This window comes from Dyella monticola, from assembly GCF_003363155.1.
GTDB classification, from domain to species: Bacteria; Pseudomonadota; Gammaproteobacteria; order Xanthomonadales; family Rhodanobacteraceae; genus Dyella_B; species Dyella_B monticola.
Map to the genome: position 1 here is coordinate 493,217 of NZ_QRBE01000002.1, position 16,097 is coordinate 509,313.

A 16,097-nucleotide genomic window follows, 5' to 3' on the forward strand; every position below is an offset into this window, starting at 1 on the left:
GCCAAGAACAAAACGGACCCAAACCCGATCACACGCCTATGCAGATCGAGCAACTCAAACCGATTATCGAAGCCGCCCTGCTTGCCGCCAGCCAACCCTTGAGCGTGGCGCAGCTCGGTGAACTGTTCGTCGAGGAAGACGAAGTCGACCGTGCGCAGATCGCCATGGCCCTGGAGGCACTGGCCGAAGACAGCAAGGATCGCGGGGTGGAGCTCAAGGAAGTGGCCTCCGGCTTTCGCTACCAGGTGCGGCAGGATGTGCATCCTTGGGTGTCGCGCATGTGGACGGAAAAACCCAGCCGTTATTCACGTGCCTTGCTCGAAACGCTTGCATTGATCGCCTACCGGCAACCCATCACCCGACCGGAAATTGAACAGATCCGCGGCGTGGTGGTCTCTTCCAACATCGTCAAGACGCTGGAAGAGCGAGAATGGATTCGCGTGGTGGGCCATCGCGATGTGCCCGGCAAGCCCGCCCTGTTCGGTACCACGCGCGCTTTTCTCGATTACTTCAACCTTAAATCGCTGGACGAGCTGCCGCCACTCTCCGAAATTCGCGACATGGAAGATCCGCAGCTTCGCCTGGATGACGAATCCTTCCCGCCGAGACCGATTCGCGACCTTCCGATCGATCCCGACGCTGAAGGTGAAACCGCTGACGAGGCCTCCGAAGGCGAAGCCGATATCCGTGAAAGTACCGACCGCATCGATCACGACGAAACAACTGCCAACGAAGAAAGCAACGTCAACGTAAGCCATCAAGCGCATGCCGATGCGTTATCCGAAGAAGGCCACGAAGACACCCCATCATCGCTCCGCCCGCAAGAACCCCCATCCCCGCACGACGCAGCCGCCAACGAAGCGAGCGAGGTCGTCGAAGAAACCCACCCGTCCACTGCCGACGAGGCAGCGGACCACGCGGACGCCGCTGAAGGCTCCGCCGAGCAAGACACCGAGGAGTACCGCGCATGAATGCGCCGCAAAAATCCGTATTGAGCCTCAAGCGCGCAACGCCGCCTGAAAACACACCGCAGATCGAAGAACGCCTGCACAAAGTGCTCGCCAACGCCGGGCTCGGCTCGCGCCGCATGCTGGAGCAACGCATCCAGGCCGGTGAAGTGGACGTCAACGGCAGTCCCGCCACCATCGGCGCCAGCGTTCGCGCCGGTGATCGCGTGACGATCGACAGCAAGCAATTCGTTGTCGCCACCGACAGTCGCGATGACGCCGAAGTGCTGGTCTATCACAAGCCCGAAGGCGTGGTCACCACGCGCGAAGACCCGGAAGGTCGTCCCACCGTATTCGAACAGCTGCCGCGACTGAAAGGCGCGCGCTGGGTTGCCGTGGGCCGCCTCGATATCAACACCACTGGCCTGCTGCTGCTCACCACCGATGGCGAGCTTGCCAATGCGCTGATGCATCCGCGTAATGGCCTGGAGCGCGAATACCTGTGCCGCGTGCACGGTGAGGTGCCCGATGAAGTGATCGAAAAACTCAAAGCGGGCGTTGAACTGGAAGACGGTCCTGCCCGCTTCGACGAGATTGGCATCATCAGCCGCGGCGGTAGCCATAGCTGGTTCCGCGTAGTGATTCGCGAGGGTCGCAATCGCGAAGTTCGCCGCTTGTGGGATTCGCAAGGTTTTCTCGTCAGCCGCCTCAAGCGCATCCGCTATGGCGGTATCGAATTGCCGCGCATGTTGCGTCGAGGTGATTGCGAAGCGCTGGGCGAGGAGACTGTAAAGGAACTGCGCAAGACCGCTGGCCTGGGTGCTCCCCAACCGGTGCTCACGTTAAGTCCCGTGCTGCATCAGCGCCGCGCGCCGCGTAATGTCACGGAATACCGCCCCGAAAAAGGCAGTAGCACCGCATGGAGCGGTGGCTATCACGATGAGGCGCGCGAATTGCGCGCGTTCGACCGTATTCGCGAAGAACAACCTGCACGCGGCAAGCGTCGTCGCGCCAATCCCAATCGCGAAGTGAACGGCAATGTGGCCGCGCCGGAGCGCCAGAAGAAAAAGGTCCAGAAGAAGAAGCGCGGCATTGGCCCGGGCCAGGAACTGCCGCCTGCTCGCACGTGGTTCGCCGGTGACTCCCGCGAGGGCGCGCGTACGCAGGGCGGTGGTGGTTACGGCCAGCAGGGGCACGGTAATCGTCGCAGCGGCGGCGGTGGTACCAGTGGCGGCACCAGTAGCGGTGGCGGTGGTAATCCGTATGGCGGGTTCAATGCCAGTGGAAACAACCGCAATAACCGCAGCAGTCGCCCGGCTGGTGGTCGCCCGCAGCGCGGCAATCGTCCGCACGGACAAGGTGGCGGTGGCGGTGGTGGCGGCAATCGCGGCAATCGCTGAGCCTCTGTTTAGCACCTTCCGTGATCCGCATCTATCACAACAACCGTTGCTCCAAATCGCGCGCTGCGCTTGCCTTGCTGGAGCAGCATGGCAAGCCGTTCGAGGTCATCCATTACCTCGAAACGCCGCCCAGCATCGGTGAATTTAAAAAGCTGCTGTCGCAACTCGGTATCAGTGCACGGCAATTGCTGCGTGCTGGCGAAGACGAGTACCGCCAGCTCGGTCTTGATGACACCTCGCTAAGCGACGATGCGCTGATTGCGGCGATGGTGAAACATCCGCGCTTGATCGAGCGGCCCATTGTGATCGCCGATGGGAAAGCCGTGATCGGGCGTCCGCCGGAAAAGCTGTTGGAAATTCTTTAGGAATCATCGAACACGCTGCCTGACGCACGAGTCGGCTCCAGATAGTTCGTCACAAGCTTGTACCCATGCCGCCAAATGCCATGCGCATGGCGTGATCGCACACGTCACTGGGCCATTGGGCAATGAGCGAAGCAAACTTCGCCGGATCGTTGGCAAACAAGGCGCGTGAGGCTTCCTCGAAACCAGGCATATCCCCAGCCATGGCCGACATGAAGTGATAGGCGCGTTCCTGCAGCGCGCGTATCTGGTCGCGCTCGCCGTTCCTGTGCCGAGCTTCCTCCACCAGCTTGCGCAACGCCACGGAAGGACCGCCCGGTTGGGCCGCCAACCATTCCCAATGCCTGGGAAGCAAGGTCACCTCACGTGCAACAACGCCCAGCTTGGGCCGCCCTCTTCCGCGCGGCGTTTCGTCGGAACCCAGCCCGGTCACGCTATCGGCCGAGGTGGCCGGGTAGCGGGCTAGTACCTCATCATCCGTGCCACGCGTGTCGAGGTCGATGGAACGTCCGGTGCTATCGTCAAAAATCAGGATCGGCTTGCCGCCGCCGCCTTCGGCAGCGATCTTCACCGCTAACGCGATGACGTGAAGCGGCCCAGACGCCAAGCGGCGATAGCCCTGAAAGCTGGTGTAGGAGGCGGAAGGTCTCGTCTTGGTCATGAGCGGTCCTTGGCGGTGACATTATTTTACCCGGATAAAATAGCTGACACAATATCGCCCGGGTAAAATTTTTAGCACGCATGAAAAAGGCCGCCCGAAGGCGGCCTTGTGTCTTGTGACCCAGCTCAGACCCGGCTCTGCGTCGCCGGGTCTCCCACTTTGGCACCTGCATCGCTACGAGGCGGCGGTGGCGGCACTGAGCTGGGCGGCGACGTCTTGGACCAATCCGCCGGCGGCCCCGGTACGCGACCGGCCATGATGTCGTCGATCTGGCGTGCATCGATCGTTTCGTACTGCAGCAGCGCGTCCGCCATCATATGCAGCTTGTCGATGTTCTCGGTAAGCAGCTGCTTGCTGCGACCGTAAGCGCGGTCGAGAATGTCGCGGACGACTTCATCGATCTTGCGCGCGGTCTCGTTGGACACGTTTTTGTGCTGCGTGACCGAGCGCCCAAGGAAGACTTCGTCCTCTTCCTCGCCGTAGGTGACCGGGCCGAGTTCGTTCGACAAGCCCCACTTGGTGACCATGTTGCGGGCCATCTTGGTCGCGCGTTCGATATCGTTGGAGGCACCGGTGGTGACCCTGTCCGTGCCGAAGATCAGCTCCTCGGCCACGCGGCCACCGTAAAGCGAGCACAGCTGCGACTCGATCGCCGTCTTGTTCATGCTGTACTTGTCGCCTTCCGGCAGATACATCGTCACGCCCAGCGCTCGACCGCGCGGAATGATCGTGACCTTGTAGACCGGATCGTGTTCCGGCACCAGACGACCGACGATGGCATGACCTGCTTCGTGATAGGCGGTGAGCTTCTTTTCGTCTTCGCTCATCGCCATCGAGCGACGTTCGGTACCCATCAGAATCTTGTCGCGCGCCTTGTCCAAGTGGTTCATGCGCACTTCGCGGGCGTTCTCGCGCGCGGCGAACAAGGCCGCTTCATTGACGAGATTGGCAAGATCCGCACCGGAGAAGCCCGGTGTGCCGCGTGCGATCACCATCGCGTCCACGTCGCTGGCGATCGGCACCTTGCGCATGTGCACTTTGAGGATCTGTTCGCGGCCCTTCACGTCCGGCAAGCCCACGACGACCTGGCGGTCGAAACGGCCCGGGCGCAGCAGCGCGGGATCGAGCACATCCGGACGGTTGGTGGCGGCGATGACAATGATGCCCTCGGTGCCTTCGAAGCCATCCATCTCTACCAGCAGCTGGTTGAGCGTCTGCTCGCGTTCGTCATGACCACCACCGAGGCCGGCGCCACGATGACGACCCACCGCATCGATTTCGTCGATGAAGATGATGCAGGGTGCATGCTTCTTGGCCTGGTCGAACATGTCGCGCACGCGCGACGCGCCCACGCCGACGAACATTTCGACGAAGTCGGAACCTGAGATCGAGAAGAACGGCACCTTGGCTTCGCCGGCGATCGCCTTGGCGAGCAGGGTTTTACCGGTACCGGGCGGACCGACCATTAGTACGCCGCGCGGAATCTTGCCGCCCAGGCGCTGGAACTTGCCCGGATCGCGCAGGAACTCCACCAGCTCGCCCACTTCTTCCTTGGCTTCGTCGCAGCCGGCGACGTCGCTGAAGTTGACCTTGACCTGGTCCTCACCTTGCAGCTTGGCCCGCGAACGGCCGAAGCTCATCGCGCCGCGGCCACCGCCGCCCTGCTGCATCTGGCGCATGAACCAAATGAATACACCTACGATCAGGATCACCGGCAGCCAATTGACCAACAGGCCGATCAACGAAAAGCCGGTGCCGGAATCCTGCGTGACGGTAACGTTCTTGTCCTGCATCTGCTTGACCACCGAGTTGGTGGAAAAGCCGAGCACAGGCGCGACGGTTCGATAGTTGCTGCCGTCCTTCAGTTTGCCGTTGATGGTGGCCGGGTTTTCGGCGCTGATGTTGGCGGTAGCGACATTGCCGCTATCCACACTCTGCACGAAGCTGCTGTAGGGCAGATCCGAAGAGGCGCCACCGTGCGGGTTGAAGCTCTGGAACACGGTGATCAGAACCACCGCGATCACCAGCCAGAGCAACAGGGTTTTCCATGTTTCGTTCATGCGCGGTTCTCGCCAGTTTGCCGGCCATCCGGTCGATAACCGGTAGCCAGCGCATACACCTCCCGCGAACGCGCGCGTGAGGCCTTAGGTTTACGCATACTTACGCGCGTGAACGCGGCGCGCAAGGTACGCAGGTAATCATCAAAGCCTGTGCCCTGGAATAGCTTGATTAGAAACGCTCCGTCCGGTTTGAGCCAGTGCCTTGAAAAATCAAGCGCTAATTCCGCCAAGTCCATGGCCCGGATTTGATCAGCCAGTGCCACACCACTCATATTGGGGGCCATGTCCGACAGCACAAGATCGAGTTTCCGGCCTTCCAAGCGCTCTTCCAACGCCCGCAGAACGGTTTCTTCACGGAAATCGCCCTGCAGGAAATCCACGCCGGCAATACCTTGCATGGGGAGGATATCCAGGGCAACCACAGTACCACTATCACCCAGCCGCTGCCGTACGAGCTGCGACCAGCCACCAGGCGCCGCACCAAGGTCAACCACACGCATGCCCGGCTTCAACAGGTGATCGCGATCGATCAGTTCTTCCAGCTTGAAGACAGCGCGCGAGCGCAGCCCTTCGGCCTGGGCCTTTTTGACGTAGACATCATCGAAGTGCTCCCGAAGCCAGCGGGAACTGCTCTTGCTGCGTGGCATGGGTCGGCAGAGGGACCGGGAACAGGGGGACCCATGATAACCTTTAAGATTACCTTGCAGTGCATCTGAGTCTGAACATGGCCATTTCCCCTTCCCAACGGCGCTATTTGCGCAGCCTCGCCCACGATCTTCATCCGGTGATCTTGCTGGGCGCCAAAGGCGCCTCCGAGGCGGTGGTGAAGGAGCTCGACCTTGCCCTCTCGCACCATGAGCTGGTGAAAGTGAAGCTCTCCGGCGGCGACAAAGATGAGCGCGAGGAGCAGATCCAGACCTTGGTGGACGGCACCGGAGCCGAAAGCGTGCAACAGATCGGCCATGTCGTGGTGCTGTTCCGGCGCAACGAGGATGACCCTCGCCTCGCCCTGCCGCGTTGAGGTGTCATCATGGATCTGTCGCTGGACCGCCATGGTGATTACCTGTTTGTCCGTCGCGTCACCGAACGCACGATAACGGTCGTCGACCGCGAATTGACTGCCAGCTTTTTGCTTTCACCCCAGCGCGCGGTAGAGCAATGGCCCGTGACCAGCTCGCAGGCGCTGGCTGAGCATCACGTCGAGGCCGTGCTCGAACTCAACCCCGAAGTCGTGCTGCTTGGTACCGGTACGCGTCAGCAATTTCCGCCGGCGGCGTTCATGGCTGGTTTTTTGCGCAAAGGCATCGGCATTGAAGTCATGGACAACGCCGCTGCCGCGCGTACTTACGACCTGCTTGCCGGCGAGGGACGCAAAGTCGTGGCGGCGTTCATTCTTCCCGCCAACTGATCCTGCCTAGACGAGCACGCTCAACGCGACGGCAGGTAATCGAGCGGATCCACCGGATTGCCATCCTTGCGGATCTGGAACTGAAGCTCATCGCGCGAACTGCCGGTCGAGCCCATTTCGGCGATCTGCTGCCCGGCCTTCACCTGCTGCCCTTCCGTGACTAGCCGCTTGCGGTTGTGTCCGTATGCGGAAAGGAAGCTATCGTTGTGCTTGATGATGATCAGCTCACCGTAACCCACCAAGCCGTTGCCGCTGTACACGACAACCCCATCAGCGGCTGCGACCACTGGATCACCAGCCTTCCCCGCAATGTCGATACCCGGAATGGCCGCATTCGATTGAAAGCGTCCAACCACCGAACCGGACGCCGGCCAGTGCCACTTCACACCACCTGCCACGCGTGCACCGCCAGTGCTCGCCACCATCGGCGTAGCAGCCACTGCGGGTGCCGCGGGAACATTCGTTGCAGCGGACGATGCGGGGCTCGGCTGAACCGAATGTGCTGACGGCACCGGCACCACGGCAACCGGACTCGTATGCGTGGGCGCCGGTGTAACCGGTGTTGTTTCGACCGACTGGAACACGGGTGCCGGCACCCCAGGCGATGATGTTTTAGCCACCACTGGCGGCGGTGCATGTGCAGGCGGCGCGCCATACCCAGGCAGCTTCAAGAGCTGCCCCGGCCAGATGGTGTAAGGCTCTGCGATGCCGTTGATCCTGGCGACTTCGCGAAAATCCGTACCATTGCGAAACGCAATGGAATAAAGCGTATCGCCTTTGACTACGGTGTAGGTGCCGGCTTCATGCGCTGCCGGCACAGGACGAGGGGCGCCCTGCGCACCCGGAGGCGGTTGCACCACGACCGTGCTGCAACCGGTCATGAGTAACGCTATAGCGGCAATTGCGGACCATCGCATCCATCCATTCATGCGCGTGAGCATAGCGGGGTCGCGCAGAGTTTTCATGCGATCACCATGAATGACCGCTCGTGGCTAGTGCTTGATCAGCCACCACCCGGCGAGGGCGGCCAACACCGCGAGTGCCGCCCAGCCGATCCATTCGATGTGCTTGTGCAGAATCCGCTCCGCACGCTCGCCAAAGATGCGAATCAGCAAAGCCAGCAACCACACGCGCTTGCCGCGTCCGAGCAGGATGCATACCAGGAACGGAAGCACTGGCACGCCGACGATGCCGGACGCCCAGGTAACGAACTTCATCGGCACCACTGGCTGCAGCGCTGCAAGCATCAATACCAGCAGCATTTCCAGCCAATGCTGATTCATCTGCGCACGCAGGCTTTCCACGCCACGCTCGATCGAATCGTACAGATGCAAGGACTGCAGCAAAGGCGTCAGCGCGTGAAAGGCCCAGTGCCCAAGGCTGTATCCCACCAACGAGCCGAGCAGCGAAAACAGCAGACTGATGTTTGCGTAGAAAAATGCCCGGTGGCGTTTGCCGAGCATCATCGGCGCCAGCATCACTTCCGGCATGACCGGAAAAATGAAGGCCTCCACGAAACTCAGGCCACATAAGTAGTACACCGCTCTGCGGTCGCGCGCCCAGACCAGAACGCGCGCATAAAGTCTTCCAAAGAGCCGCATCAGCCGATACCGCCCAGCAAGGGTACAAAGCTCACCGCTGCCAATTCTTCCTGCATGAAATCGCCTTTGCCGTCGCCGCGCATGCGGATCAAGGTTTGACTGCTGGGAGAGCCGACCGGCGCCACCAGTACTCCGTCCGGACTCAACTGATCGAGAATTTGGGTGGGGATGGCATCGCCTGCCGCCGTGAGGATGATGGCGTCGAACGGCGCTTCAGTTGTCCAGCCCAGCTTGCCGTCGTCATGGCGCGAGCGGATGTTCTCAATGCCAAGCTGCCGGAACCGCCGACGCGCCTGGCGCAGCAATTCCTCGATCCGCTCCACCGTATAAAGCTGCGGCACCAGTTGCGACAACACCACGGCCTGATAGCCCGAGCCGGTGCCGATCTCCAGCACCTTCTGCGGGCGTCCCGACTTGGCGTCGAACGGTTCGAGCAGTGCTTCGGTCATGCGTGCGACCACCCACGGCTGCGAGATGGTTTGTCCATGGCCGATCGGCAGCGCCGTGTTTTCATAGGCACGCGAGTGCATCGCCTGATCGATGAAGTGATGACGCGGCAGATTGCGCATCACATCGAGCACGCGCTGATCGCGGATGCCCTCTTCCTTCAATTTTGCGATGAGCCGATCGCGTGCGCGCTGCGAGGTCATTCCCTCGCCTTTCAATACGGACGGTGGCAGCGGATGAATGGCCATCTCACGCGGCCTCGCCACTGGTTGTGTCACCCATGCCTTCGCTCAACGCGCGTACCCAAGTGCTGACTTTTTCGAGCGCTTGGAAACGGGTGAGGTCTACATGGATAGGCGTCACCGAAATGTAGCCACGCTGCACCGCGTTGAAATCTGTGCCGGGGCCTGCATCTTCCACGTCACCCGCAGGGCCAATCCACCAGATCGGCTTGCCGCGTGGGTCGTTCTGCCGGATACATGGCGCGGAACGGTGACGCCTCCCCAAGCGCGTGGTTTCGAACCCGTGAATGTCAGCCCAGGGGCGATCCGGCACGTTCACGTTGAGGATGGTATCGGCCGGCAGTGGATCGACCAGGAGACGTTCCATCAACATCACCACGGCCTTGGCGGCCGATTCGTAATGCTCACCTTTGTGGTCCTTGCTGACCAGCGAGACCGCAATGGCCGGCAGACCGAGAAAGCGCCCTTCCATGGCCGCAGAAACGGTACCCGAATAAATCACGTCGTCGCCGAGGTTGGCGGTGTTGTTGATACCGGAGACCACGATGTCCGGCTCGTGTTCGAGCATGCCAGCCAGCGCCAGATGCACACAATCGGTGGGCGTGCCCGCTATGCGGTAGTAACCGTTGTCCATCCGCGATACGCGAATTGGTACGTCGAGCGTGAGTGAATTGCTGGCCCCGGAACGATCCCGGTCAGGCGCCACCACCGTCACCTGGCCCACCGCGCCCAGACGCTCGGCGAGCACGCGGATACCGGGCGCATCCACGCCATCGTCGTTGGAAACGAGTACTCGCATCATGATCCGTTCAAGCTAATGCCTGGCATGCGCCGCCACGTGGCCGCACGCACCCTGATTCCTGGGAGTCTAACCGAGCTGACGGTTTGTTTCACCGGCGTTTTTTTCGCCTGCCGCAGCGTGACGGCGCCGCATTCGTTACGATGATGGGCATGAAACGCCGCCCCCCCGCCACCGTGAACGACGAGGACAGCCGCCTGTTTCGCGAGGCCATCGGCGAGGTGCGCCAGCTCGATCCGGTGGCCCCGCCGCCCGCAAGCCCAAAGCCAGAACCACACCCCTACATGCTGGAAGCTGATGAGGCCGCCGTACCCGGCGAGCTGCTTGAGATAGCCTTCGACCCTGCCCTGCTCGAAGTGGGTGAGGAATTGAGCTACCTGCGCGAAGGCTATCCGCCGAAATTGCTACGCCAACTCAAGCGTGGGCAATTCAGCGTGCAGGACGATATCGACCTGCACCAGATGAATGCGGCCGCCGCTCAGGCCACCATCGCGGAATTTCTGGTCGATGCATCCAGGCGCGGGCTGCGTTGCGTACGCATCGTGCACGGCAAAGGTCTGCGTTCGAAAGCCGCCGGCCCCGTGCTCAAGATGTTGACGGATCGCCTGCTGCGCCGTCGTAATGACGTGATTGCGTTTGCGTCGGCACGTCCTGCACAGGGTGGCACGGGTGCGGTGGTTGTGCTGTTGAAGGGTTAGGCGATGAGCTCCCTGGCGACCACGGTGGCGTAAGCACCCGCTGGCAATTCGAAACTCAGTTCCAACGCTTCCTCACCCAGCCAGTGCCAGCGCAAGCCCGTGGGAAGCAAGCGCAGAGGACGTCGTTCCTGCTCCATGCGCGCTGCCGCAAGGCCCTCGGCAAGATCAGCATGTTGCGCAGCTATAACGCGTTCCAGTTCTCCTGCCACCGCCACTGTGGGTGGCTCGCCCTGCCCCCACAAGGGGCCAGAGGGATGGATATCGCCTTGCGCCAGGCGAGCTGCAAGCACATCGTCGAAAGGCTCCGGGCCGAACCATGAGCGGGAACCGGCAAGCGACCAAATGTCGCCTTCCAGCGGTTTATCCCATGCATCGCGTTCCACGCGCGCGGCCAACACATTATTGAAAACGTGTGAGCGCGCGGCGGAAAGCAGGATCGAGCGCTTGTCGCGGTCGACCCGACGCCCGGCGAACATGGCCCGCGCTTGCGCCACATTGCCGCCTTCACGACCGAAACGCTGCTCACCGAAATAGTTGGGCACACCACGCGCGGCGATGTTGCTTAGCACGTCCTCCGCATGCGATTGATCGCCACTGACATCGCGCAACACCAGCACAAATCGATTGCCGCGCAAAGCACCGCGCTTGAGTTTGCGCTTGTGCCGAGTGCTCGCTAGTATCTTGACCTCTGCGTGCGGAAACGCGCTCCAGTCCGGATCGGCCTTGCCTGGCAATTGCACGCTGAAGGCCTGGCATGTAACGGCGTGCCGATCCTTCAGGCCGGCGTAACCGACATTCATGGGCGAAACGCCGGCAAAACGCGCCAGTTCGCGCGCGACCCAATCGGTATTGGCATCGCGCTTTTCCACCCACAGCAGAGCGTGCTCGCCTTCGCCGTCGGCGTCGTAACCGAGAATTTCTTCGACGCGAAAATCTTCAGGTGTGCTGCGCAATACCGCTGTCAGAGGCGGCATGCCGTAAGCACGCGGTAGTTCGGATTCAAAAGAGGTCATGTGAAGCCGCACGCAACCCCTTTCCCTGCAAACAAGGGAGAGGTGGTTTTCCGTGACATTAGAGCCATCGTCAATTACCGCTGGTGCCCGACGCAGCAGGCGCAGCGGTGCTCGCCGCCGACTTCGGGACAACCTGGTAAAACGTCTCGCCAGGCTTGATCAAACCCAGCTCGCCGCGAGCACGCGCTTCCACTGCCTGCTCGCCGTGCTTGAGATCGTCCACATCGGCGGCAAGCGCCTGATTGCGCTGGGTGAGCTTGTCGTTTTCGTCTTGCTGTTTTTTGACCGCAGCACGCAAACTCGTCACCTCGGACATACCACCGTGACTGGACCACAGTTCGACCTGCAGTCCAATCAGCAAAAGCAGCAGGATCAAGGCGACCCAACGCAACATGGCTTAAGACACAACCTCGCTCAGCCGGGCAAATGGGAAAGATTGGGGAAGGCGTTGCGGCCAGCATAGCGGGCGTTTGCGCCAAGCGCTTCCTCGATGCGCAGCAACTGGTTGTACTTCGCCACGCGATCCGTACGGCACAGCGAGCCGGTCTTGATCTGGGTTGCGGTGGTGGCCACGGCGATGTCGGAGATCGTGGTGTCTTCGGTTTCGCCGGAGCGATGCGAGACGATAGCGGCGTACTTGGCGGCATCAGCCATGGCGATGGCTTCGAGCGTTTCCGACAATGTGCCGATCTGGTTGACCTTGATCAGGATCGCGTTGGCGATCTTCTTATCGATTGCCTCGCGGAAGATCTTGGGATTGGTGACGAAGATATCGTCGCCCACGAGCTGGACCTTATTGCCGATCTTGTCGGTGAGCAGCTTCCAGCCGTCCCAGTCGCCTTCGGCCATGCCGTCTTCGATGGTAATGATGGGGTACTGCTGCGCCCAGCTCGCCAGCAGATCGACGAATTGTGCGGGCGTGTAGACCTTGCCTTCGCCTTCCAGATCGTACTTGCCGTCCTTGAAGAACTCGGAGCTGGCGACGTCGAGGCCAAGCAGAATGTCGCTGCCAATCTTGTAGCCGCTCTTGTTGACCGCTTCGAGAATGGTGTCCAGCGCTTCGACGTTGGAGCGCAGATTCGGCGCGAAGCCGCCTTCGTCACCCACCGAGGTGTTCAGACCCTTACCCTTCAGCACGCTCTTGAGTGCGTGGAAGATTTCGGCGCCGGCGCGCAGCGCTTCGGCAAAGCTCGGCAGGCCCACCGGCAGCACCATGAACTCCTGCACATCGACGTTGTTGTCGGCATGTGCGCCACCGTTGATGATGTTCATCATCGGCACCGGCAGTGCGCCCGGCTTGCCGTTGGACAGATACTTCCACAACGGTTCGTGACGCGAGGCGGCCACGGCGTGCGCAGCAGCCATGGAGACGCCCAGCAGCGCGTTTGCGCCCAGATGACCCTTATTCGGCGTGCCGTCCAGGTCGATCAGTTTCTTATCCAGGCCCTTCTGGTCAGCGGCATCGAGACCCTTCAGCGCATGGGCGATGTCACCATTGACGTTGCCAACCGCTTTTTTCACGCCCTTGCCCAGGTAACGCGATTTGTCGCCGTCACGCAGTTCCACCGCTTCGCGCGTACCTGTCGAAGCGCCACTCGGCACCGCGGCGCGGCCAAAGGCACCGCCAGCCAGCGTTACTTCCGCTTCGAGCGTGGGGTTGCCGCGAGAATCGAGAATTTCACGGGCGTGGATGTGGGTGATGGCTGTGCTCATGGTGTTCCTTGGTATTTCCAGAGATGGCGGAAAGGTCCCCTCTCCCTTGCGGGAGGGAGTGCGGGTGGGAGGTCGAGCTTGCCAAGAAACTTACGTCCAATGCAAAGCCTTTGCGGCGTTTGCATGAAGTATTCGCTTACGCGAGGTTGTCCCCTCACCTCAACCCTCGCCCCGGAGGGAGAGGGAGCTGATGCGTCATTGCTGCTCAAGGAAGCCGTGCCGCTTTGTCACGGCATCCAGCTCGATCAAGTTCTGCAACAAGGCTTCCATCTTGCCCAGGGGCCACGCGTTGGGCCCATCGCTGAGCGCCTTGTCCGGATCCGGGTGCGTTTCCGCAAAAAGGCCCGCGATGCCGACGGCCACCGCCGCACGCGCCAGCACGGGAACGAATTCGCGCTGCCCGCCTGAACTGGTGCCCTGGCCGCCCGGCAACTGCACGGAATGCGTCGCGTCGAACACCACCGGACAACCGGTCTCGCGCATCACGCTCAGCGAGCGCATGTCGGAAACGAGATTGTTGTAGCCGAAGCTGGCGCCACGCTCGCACACCATGATGTGCTCGTTGCCGACCGCCCTGGCCTTGGCGACCACGTTCTTCATGTCCCATGGGGCGAGGAACTGGCCCTTCTTGATGTTCACCGGTTTGCCGGCGCGCACCACGTTCTGGATGAAATCGGTCTGGCGGCAGAGAAACGCCGGCGTCTGCAGCACATCGACTACCGCAGCTACCTCATTCATCGGCGTGTACTCGTGCACATCGGTCAGCACGGGGACACCGACCTGCCGCTTCACCTCGGCGAGGATGCGCAGGCCTTCTTCCATCCCCAGGCCGCGAAAGCTCCCAGCGGAGGAACGGTTGGCCTTGTCGAAGCTGGATTTGAAGATGAAGTTAACGCCGAGCCGGCCGGTGATTTCCTTCAGTTTACCGGCGGTGTCGACCTGCAACTGCTCCGATTCCACCACGCAGGGGCCGGCGATCAAGAATAAAGGCTGATCCAGGCCTACCTCGAAACCGCACAACTTCATGCAACCGACTCCTTCGCGGCCAGCTTTTCACCGTCGCGCACGGCCTTGTATTCGCGCGCCGCGCGCACGAAGCCGATGAACAGTGGATGGCCGTCGCGTGGGGTGGAGGTGAATTCCGGATGCGCCTGGCAACCGAGGAACCACGGATGCTGCTGCAGCGGCAACTCAACAATCTCCACCAGCAGATCGTCCATCGATTTGCCCGAGATCACCATGCCCAGGTCTTCGAACGACTGGCGATAGCGATTGTTGAACTCGTAACGGTGGCGATGACGTTCGCGCACGACATCCTGGCCGTAGAGCTGGCGCGCAAGCGTTCCGGCCTTCAGGCGGCACTCCTGCGCGCCAAGGCGCATGGTGCCGCCAAGATCGGAGCGCTCGCTGCGCTGTTCGACCTCGCCCGTGGCCGTGGTCCATTCGGTAATCAACCCGATCACGGGATTGGGCGTGTGTCGATCGTTTTCGCTGGAATCGGCATCGGTAAAGCCCGCTACATGGCGCGCGAAATCCACCACTGCCGCGTGCATGCCGTAGCAGATGCCGAAATACGGTACGCCGTGCTCGCGCGCGTATTTCGCCGCCAGGATCTTGCCCTCGAAACCGCGTTTGCCGAAGCCACCCGGCACCAGGATTGCGTCGGCCTCGCTCAATACGTTGGCTGCGCCTTCCGCCTCAATCTGCTCGGAATCGATCCACTTCAGATTGACGCGCGTCTGCTGCTTGATGCCGCCATGACGCAGCGCTTCGCCGAGAGACTTGTAGGCATCCTTGTGCTCGACGTATTTGCCGACGATGGCAACGGTCACCTCATCCTTCGGGTGCTCGACCGCATCGACGGTGCGCTGCCAGCCTGAAAGGTCGGCCGGTTTGGCATCCAGACCCATCCGCTTGACGACGATATCGTCCAGGCCCTGCTGATGCAGCCACAACGGCTGCTTGTAGATGATGTCCACGTCGGCCGCGCTGATCACGGCCTGCTCAGGCACGTTGGTGAACAAGGCGATCTTGCGGCGCTCGCTGTCCGGCAGCGGCTGCTCGCAGCGGCACAACAGGATGTCCGGCTGGATACCGATCGAGCGCAGTTCCTTCACCGAATGCTGGGTCGGCTTGGTTTTGATCTCACCGGCGGCCTTGATATAGGGCACCAGGGTCAGGTGTATGAACAGGCACTTTTCCGGGCCGTGCTCAATGCGGAGCTGGCGGATGGCCTCAAGGAAGGGCTGGGATTCGATGTCGCCTACCGTGCCACCGATCTCGACCAGGGCTACGTCGAAGCCGCGGGTGGCCTCATGGATGCAGTGCTTGATCTCATCGGTGATATGCGGGATCACCTGGACGGTGGCGCCCAGATAATCGCCGCGGCGTTCCTTGCGGATCACCGATTCGTAGATCTTGCCGGTGGTGATGGAGTTCTTGCCGGTAAGGCGGGTATGGACGAAACGCTCGTAATGGCCCAGATCCAGGTCAGTTTCCGCACCATCGTCGGTGACGTAGACCTCCCCATGCTGGAACGGACTCATGGTGCCCGGATCCACATTGATATAGGGATCGAGCTTCATCATGGTGACCGAGAGGCCCCGCGCCTCAAGAATGGACGCAAGCGACGCCGCCGCGATGCCCTTGCCAAGTGAGGACACCACACCGCCGGTGACGAAAATCAGGGGGGTCATGAAAAGCCGCCGTGCTGGAAACCGGCATTTTAGCGGCAGATCGCCCTTAC

General features: G+C 61.4%; 18 protein-coding genes. 6 read left to right on the forward strand and 12 right to left on the reverse strand.

All coding sequences use genetic code 11. The annotated features are described in order from the left end of the window. Positions 1-38: 38 nt before the first annotated feature. From scpB to arsC, 3 genes are read left to right on the forward strand one after another with little or no spacing between them, the layout of a single operon-like run. Entirely contained in the window at positions 39-971 is a 933-nt protein-coding gene (gene scpB / locus DWU98_RS05820; RefSeq protein ID WP_115494529.1) for an SMC-Scp complex subunit ScpB, read from the forward strand. Next, on the forward strand, positions 968-2,347 hold the full coding sequence (locus tag DWU98_RS05825; RefSeq protein ID WP_115494530.1) for a pseudouridine synthase: 1,380 nt from the start codon (positions 968-970) through the stop codon (positions 2,345-2,347). The genes scpB and DWU98_RS05825 overlap by 4 nt, the downstream gene beginning before the upstream one ends. A gap of 20 nt (positions 2,348-2,367) precedes the next feature. Continuing rightward, positions 2,368-2,712 (forward strand): arsenate reductase (glutaredoxin), encoded by a 345-nt coding sequence (gene arsC, locus DWU98_RS05830; protein ID WP_115494531.1) that lies wholly within the window; start codon positions 2,368-2,370, stop codon positions 2,710-2,712. Between the two features lie 49 nt (positions 2,713-2,761). Here the strand turns inward: arsC and DWU98_RS05835 are convergent, their stop codons facing one another. The 3 genes from DWU98_RS05835 to rlmE form a co-directional block, all read right to left on the reverse strand. Beyond that, positions 2,762-3,370, reverse strand: a complete 609-nt coding sequence (locus tag DWU98_RS05835) for a DUF2239 family protein (RefSeq protein ID WP_115494532.1) — start codon at positions 3,368-3,370, stop codon at positions 2,762-2,764. 125 nt (positions 3,371-3,495) lie between these two features. Next, positions 3,496-5,430 carry an ATP-dependent zinc metalloprotease FtsH gene (gene ftsH / locus DWU98_RS05840; RefSeq protein ID WP_115494533.1) on the reverse strand — a complete coding sequence of 645 codons (1,935 nt, stop codon included), beginning with the start codon at positions 5,428-5,430 and terminating at the stop codon, positions 3,496-3,498. Beyond that, positions 5,427-6,077 (reverse strand): 23S rRNA (uridine(2552)-2'-O)-methyltransferase RlmE, encoded by a 651-nt coding sequence (gene rlmE / locus DWU98_RS05845; protein WP_115494534.1) that lies wholly within the window; start codon positions 6,075-6,077, stop codon positions 5,427-5,429. Before rlmE ends, ftsH begins: the two co-directional genes overlap by 4 nt. A gap of 77 nt (positions 6,078-6,154) precedes the next feature. Between rlmE and yhbY the strand changes: the two genes are divergently transcribed. Both yhbY and DWU98_RS05855 read left to right on the forward strand, forming a co-directional pair. Continuing rightward, positions 6,155-6,451, forward strand: a complete 297-nt coding sequence (gene yhbY, locus DWU98_RS05850) for a ribosome assembly RNA-binding protein YhbY (RefSeq protein ID WP_115494639.1) — start codon at positions 6,155-6,157, stop codon at positions 6,449-6,451. A 9-nt stretch (positions 6,452-6,460) separates the two neighbouring features. Next, positions 6,461-6,838: an Mth938-like domain-containing protein gene (locus tag DWU98_RS05855; RefSeq protein WP_115494535.1), complete on the forward strand. Its 378-nt coding sequence runs from the start codon at positions 6,461-6,463 to the stop codon at positions 6,836-6,838. A 20-nt stretch (positions 6,839-6,858) separates the two neighbouring features. Here the strand turns inward: DWU98_RS05855 and DWU98_RS05860 are convergent, their stop codons facing one another. Genes DWU98_RS05860 through surE form a run of 4 tightly spaced genes read right to left on the reverse strand, consistent with a single transcriptional unit; the run spans position 6,859 to position 9,927 of the window. Next, positions 6,859-7,803, reverse strand: a complete 945-nt coding sequence (locus DWU98_RS05860) for a peptidoglycan DD-metalloendopeptidase family protein (RefSeq protein WP_230474711.1) — start codon at positions 7,801-7,803, stop codon at positions 6,859-6,861. Positions 7,804-7,830: 27 nt separating this feature from the next. Then, entirely contained in the window at positions 7,831-8,439 is a 609-nt protein-coding gene (locus DWU98_RS05865; RefSeq protein ID WP_115494537.1) for a YqaA family protein, read from the reverse strand. Then, on the reverse strand, positions 8,439-9,134 hold the full coding sequence (locus DWU98_RS05870; protein ID WP_115494538.1) for a protein-L-isoaspartate(D-aspartate) O-methyltransferase: 696 nt from the start codon (positions 9,132-9,134) through the stop codon (positions 8,439-8,441). Before DWU98_RS05870 ends, DWU98_RS05865 begins: the two co-directional genes overlap by 1 nt. Position 9,135: 1 nt before the next feature. Then, positions 9,136-9,927: a 5'/3'-nucleotidase SurE gene (gene surE / locus DWU98_RS05875; protein ID WP_115494640.1), complete on the reverse strand. Its 792-nt coding sequence runs from the start codon at positions 9,925-9,927 to the stop codon at positions 9,136-9,138. Positions 9,928-10,079: 152 nt separating this feature from the next. On the opposite strand from surE, the gene DWU98_RS05880 reads away from it, so the two are divergent. Then, positions 10,080-10,625, forward strand: a complete 546-nt coding sequence (locus DWU98_RS05880) for a Smr/MutS family protein (protein WP_115494641.1) — start codon at positions 10,080-10,082, stop codon at positions 10,623-10,625. Here DWU98_RS05880 and truD read toward each other — a convergent pair. The 5 genes from truD to pyrG all read right to left on the reverse strand — a co-directional run bounded on the left by truD (position 10,622) and on the right by pyrG (position 16,047). Then, a complete protein-coding gene (truD, locus tag DWU98_RS05885) occupies positions 10,622-11,638 on the reverse strand; it encodes a tRNA pseudouridine(13) synthase TruD (RefSeq protein ID WP_115494539.1) in 1,017 nt (338 codons plus the stop codon). The genes DWU98_RS05880 and truD overlap by 4 nt on opposite strands. Before the next feature lie 70 nt (positions 11,639-11,708). Beyond that, positions 11,709-12,032, reverse strand: coding sequence for a cell division protein FtsB (gene ftsB, locus DWU98_RS05890; protein ID WP_115494540.1), 324 nt, complete (start codon positions 12,030-12,032; stop codon positions 11,709-11,711). Positions 12,033-12,052: 20 nt separating this feature from the next. After that, complete coding sequence (gene eno, locus DWU98_RS05895; protein ID WP_115494541.1) at positions 12,053-13,351, reverse strand: phosphopyruvate hydratase; 1,299 nt, start codon at positions 13,349-13,351, stop codon at positions 12,053-12,055. Positions 13,352-13,546: 195 nt separating this feature from the next. Further along, the gene (gene kdsA, locus DWU98_RS05900) at positions 13,547-14,377 is read right to left on the reverse strand and encodes a 3-deoxy-8-phosphooctulonate synthase (protein ID WP_115494542.1); all 831 of its coding nucleotides are present in this window, start codon (positions 14,375-14,377) and stop codon (positions 13,547-13,549) included. Beyond that, complete coding sequence (gene pyrG / locus DWU98_RS05905) at positions 14,374-16,047, reverse strand: CTP synthase (protein WP_115494543.1); 1,674 nt, start codon at positions 16,045-16,047, stop codon at positions 14,374-14,376. The genes kdsA and pyrG overlap by 4 nt, the downstream gene beginning before the upstream one ends. Positions 16,048-16,097: the final 50 nt, after the last annotated feature.

Bases quoted from the DNA above. Each gene is read 5' to 3' on its own strand.
- DWU98_RS05880 (WP_115494641.1), top strand. From the start codon at position 10,080: ATGAAACGCCGCCCCCCCGCCACCGTGAACGACGAGGACAGCCGCCTG.
- kdsA (WP_115494542.1), bottom strand. From the start codon at position 14,377: ATGAAGTTGTGCGGTTTCGAGGTAGGCCTGGATCAGCCTTTATTCTTG.
- DWU98_RS05825 (WP_115494530.1), top strand. From the start codon at position 968: ATGAATGCGCCGCAAAAATCCGTATTGAGCCTCAAGCGCGCAACGCCG.
- eno (WP_115494541.1), bottom strand. From the start codon at position 13,351: ATGAGCACAGCCATCACCCACATCCACGCCCGTGAAATTCTCGATTCT.
- DWU98_RS05870 (WP_115494538.1), bottom strand. From the start codon at position 9,134: ATGGCCATTCATCCGCTGCCACCGTCCGTATTGAAAGGCGAGGGAATG.
- DWU98_RS05855 (WP_115494535.1), top strand. From the start codon at position 6,461: ATGGATCTGTCGCTGGACCGCCATGGTGATTACCTGTTTGTCCGTCGC.
- DWU98_RS05835 (WP_115494532.1), bottom strand. From the start codon at position 3,370: ATGACCAAGACGAGACCTTCCGCCTCCTACACCAGCTTTCAGGGCTAT.
- ftsB (WP_115494540.1), bottom strand. From the start codon at position 12,032: ATGTTGCGTTGGGTCGCCTTGATCCTGCTGCTTTTGCTGATTGGACTG.
- yhbY (WP_115494639.1), top strand. From the start codon at position 6,155: ATGGCCATTTCCCCTTCCCAACGGCGCTATTTGCGCAGCCTCGCCCAC.
- DWU98_RS05860 (WP_230474711.1), bottom strand. From the start codon at position 7,803: ATGAAAACTCTGCGCGACCCCGCTATGCTCACGCGCATGAATGGATGG.
- pyrG (WP_115494543.1), bottom strand. From the start codon at position 16,047: ATGACCCCCCTGATTTTCGTCACCGGCGGTGTGGTGTCCTCACTTGGC.
- scpB (WP_115494529.1), top strand. From the start codon at position 39: ATGCAGATCGAGCAACTCAAACCGATTATCGAAGCCGCCCTGCTTGCC.
- rlmE (WP_115494534.1), bottom strand. From the start codon at position 6,077: ATGCCACGCAGCAAGAGCAGTTCCCGCTGGCTTCGGGAGCACTTCGAT.
- surE (WP_115494640.1), bottom strand. From the start codon at position 9,927: ATGCGAGTACTCGTTTCCAACGACGATGGCGTGGATGCGCCCGGTATC.
- truD (WP_115494539.1), bottom strand. From the start codon at position 11,638: ATGACCTCTTTTGAATCCGAACTACCGCGTGCTTACGGCATGCCGCCT.
- DWU98_RS05865 (WP_115494537.1), bottom strand. From the start codon at position 8,439: ATGCGGCTCTTTGGAAGACTTTATGCGCGCGTTCTGGTCTGGGCGCGC.
- ftsH (WP_115494533.1), bottom strand. From the start codon at position 5,430: ATGAACGAAACATGGAAAACCCTGTTGCTCTGGCTGGTGATCGCGGTG.